General features: G+C 51.8%; 1 rRNA gene. It reads left to right on the top strand.

Features of this window, described 5'->3' with window-relative positions:
* Positions 1-108: 108 nt before the first annotated feature.
* Positions 109-2940 (top strand): 23S ribosomal RNA (locus N178_RS25385); the annotation flags it as partial.

Here is a 2940-nt window from a genome sequence, read left to right as displayed (position 1 = left end):
ATTGTTCTTTGAAAACTAGATAACAGTAATTGCTGAGGAAAAGTGAAACTTTTCTTTAATCAAACCAATAAATAACACAACATTATGTTGTACCATTTATTCGCTAATGGTTAAGTTAGAAAGGGCGCACGGTGAATGCCTTGGCACTAGGAGCCGATGAAGGACGGGACTAACACCGATATGCTTCGGGGAGCTGTAAGTGAGCTTTGATCCGGAGATTTCCGAATGGGGAAACCCACTGTTCGTAATGGAACAGTATCTTTATCTGAATACATAGGATATTGAAGGCAGACCCGGGGAACTGAAACATCTAAGTACCCGGAGGAAGAGAAAGCAAATGCGATTTCCTGAGTAGCGGCGAGCGAAACGGAATTAGCCCAAACCAAGAGGCTTGCCTCTTGGGGTTGTAGGACACTCTATACGGAGTTACAAAGGAACGAAGTAAATGAAGCGACCTGGAAAGGTCCGTCGAAGAAGGTAACAACCCTGTAGTTGAAACTTCGTTCCCTCTTGAGTGGATCCTGAGTACGGCGGAACACGTGAAATTCCGTCGGAAGCTGGGAGGACCATCTCCCAAGGCTAAATACTACCTAGTGACCGATAGTGAACCAGTACCGTGAGGGAAAGGTGAAAAGCACCCCGGAAGGGGAGTGAAAGAGATCCTGAAACCGTGTGCCTACAAGTAGTCAGAGCCCGTTAACGGGTGATGGCGTGCCTTTTGTAGAATGAACCGGCGAGTTACGATCCCATGCAAGGTTAAGCTGATAAGGCGGAGCCGTAGCGAAAGCGAGTCTGAATAGGGCGTTTAGTATGTGGTTGTAGACCCGAAACCAGGTGATCTACCCATGTCCAGGGTGAAGTTCAGGTAACACTGAATGGAGGCCCGAACCCACGCACGTTGAAAAGTGCGGGGATGAGGTGTGGGTAGCGGAGAAATTCCAATCGAACCTGGAGATAGCTGGTTCTCTCCGAAATAGCTTTAGGGCTAGCCTCATGTTGTAAGAGTCTTGGAGGTAGAGCACTGATTGGACTAGGGGCCCCCAACGGGTTACCGAATTCAGTCAAACTCCGAATGCCAAAGACTTATCCATGGGAGTCAGACTGCGAGTGATAAGATCCGTAGTCAAAAGGGAAACAGCCCAGACCACCAGCTAAGGTCCCCAAGTATACGTTAAGTGGAAAAGGATGTGGAGTTGCTTAGACAACCAGGATGTTGGCTTAGAAGCAGCCACCATTTAAAGAGTGCGTAATAGCTCACTGGTCGAGTGACTCTGCGCCGAAAATGTACCGGGGCTAAACGTATCACCGAAGCTGTGGATTGACATCTTTGATGTCAGTGGTAGGAGAGCGTTCTAAGTGCTGCGAAGTCAGACCGTAAGGACTGGTGGAGCGCTTAGAAGTGAGAATGCCGGTATGAGTAGCGAAAGACAAGTGAGAATCTTGTCCACCGAATGCCTAAGGTTTCCTGAGGAAGGCTCGTCCGCTCAGGGTTAGTCGGGACCTAAGCCGAGGCTGAAAAGCGTAGGCGATGGCCAACAGGTTGATATTCCTGTACCACCTCCCCGCCGTTTGAGTAATGGGGGGACGCAGTAGGATAGGGTAAGCGCGCTGCTGGATATGCGCGTTCAAGCAGTTAGGCTGATGAGTAGGCAAATCCGCTCATCATAAAGGCTGAGCTGTGATGACGAGGGAATTATAGTACCGAAGTTCCTGATTCCACACTGCCAAGAAAAGCCTCTAGCGAGGCGGGAGGTGCCCGTACCGCAAACCGACACAGGTAGGCGAGGAGAGAATCCTAAGGTGATCGAGAGAACTCTCGTTAAGGAACTCGGCAAAATGACCCCGTAACTTCGGGAGAAGGGGTGCTCTGGTAGGGTGTATAGCCCGAGAGAGCCGCAGTGAATAGGCCCAGGCGACTGTTTAGCAAAAACACAGGTCTCTGCGAAGCCGCAAGGCGAAGTATAGGGGCTGACGCCTGCCCGGTGCTGGAAGGTTAAGAGGAGGGGTTATCCTTTGGGAGAAGCTCTGAATCGAAGCCCCAGTAAACGGCGGCCGTAACTATAACGGTCCTAAGGTAGCGAAATTCCTTGTCGGGTAAGTTCCGACCCGCACGAAAGGCGTAACGATCTGGGCACTGTCTCAACGAGAGACTCGGTGAAATTATAGTACCTGTGAAGATGCAGGTTACCCGCGACAGGACGGAAAGACCCCGTGGAGCTTTACTGTAGCCTGATATTGAATTTTGGTACAGCTTGTACAGGATAGGTAGGAGCCTGAGAAGCCGGAGCGCTAGCTTCGGTGGAGGCGTCGGTGGGATACTACCCTGGCTGTATTGAAATTCTAACCCGCGGCCCTGATCGGGCCGGGAGACAGTGTCAGGTGGGCAGTTTGACTGGGGCGGTCGCCTCCTAAAATGTAACGGAGGCGCCCAAAGGTTCCCTCAGAATGGTTGGAAATCATTCGTAGAGTGTAAAGGCACAAGGGAGCTTGACTGCGAGACCTACAAGTCGAGCAGGGACGAAAGTCGGGCTTAGTGATCCGGTGGTTCCGCATGGAAGGGCCATCGCTCAACGGATAAAAGCTACCCCGGGGATAACAGGCTTATCTCCCCCAAGAGTCCACATCGACGGGGAGGTTTGGCACCTCGATGTCGGCTCATCGCATCCTGGGGCTGTAGTCGGTCCCAAGGGTTGGGCTGTTCGCCCATTAAAGCGGTACGCGAGCTGGGTTCAGAACGTCGTGAGACAGTTCGGTCCCTATCCGTCGTGGGCGTAGGAAATTTGAGAGGAGCTGTCCTTAGTACGAGAGGACCGGGATGGACACACCGCTGGTGTACCAGTTGTCTTGCCAAAGGCATCGCTGGGTAGCTATGTGTGGACGGGATAAGTGCTGAAAGCATCTAAGCATGAAGCCCCCCTCAAGATGAGATTTCCCATAGCG

This window comes from Priestia aryabhattai B8W22 (assembly GCF_000956595.1).
Taxonomy (GTDB): Bacteria; Bacillota; Bacilli; order Bacillales; family Bacillaceae_H; genus Priestia; species Priestia aryabhattai.
This window is presented reverse-complemented; position numbering and strand designations above follow the sequence as displayed.